At 49.3% G+C, this 353-nt stretch carries 1 CRISPR repeat array.

Going from position 1 to position 353, the window contains the following annotated elements:
• Positions 1–60 precede the first annotated feature (60 nt).
• A CRISPR array of direct repeats spans positions 61–353; the repeat unit is 28 nt; unit sequence TTATTTCAATCCACGCTCCCGTGAAGGG.

Raw genomic sequence — 353 nt, 5'->3', positions numbered from 1 at the left:
CAATCCACGCTCCCGTGAAGGGAGCGACACGCATTGTCCATTAAAGTTTCGCCCGTGATATTATTTCAATCCACGCTCCCGTGAAGGGAGCGACGGGCGCATAGCTGGGCAGAACTTGAAAAAACTTATTTCAATCCACGCTCCCGTGAAGGGAGCGACGAAGCTCCATCAGAAATACCACTCCAAAGACCATTATTTCAATCCACGCTCCCGTGAAGGGAGCGACAACATCGCACCAGGACAAATCACTTTTGGAGTCTTATTTCAATCCACGCTCCCGTGAAGGGAGCGACTTAACGTAAATAACACAAACAGTTCAGAATTGGAATTTCAATCCACGCTCCCGTGAAGGG

Origin of the sequence: Streptococcus sp. HMSC10A01, assembly GCF_001807785.1 — a bacterium.
In the GTDB taxonomy this organism is placed as follows: Bacteria; Bacillota; Bacilli; order Lactobacillales; family Streptococcaceae; genus Streptococcus; species Streptococcus gordonii.
Note: the sequence above shows the minus strand (reverse complement) of the source record. Positions and strands in the feature narration are given on the sequence as shown.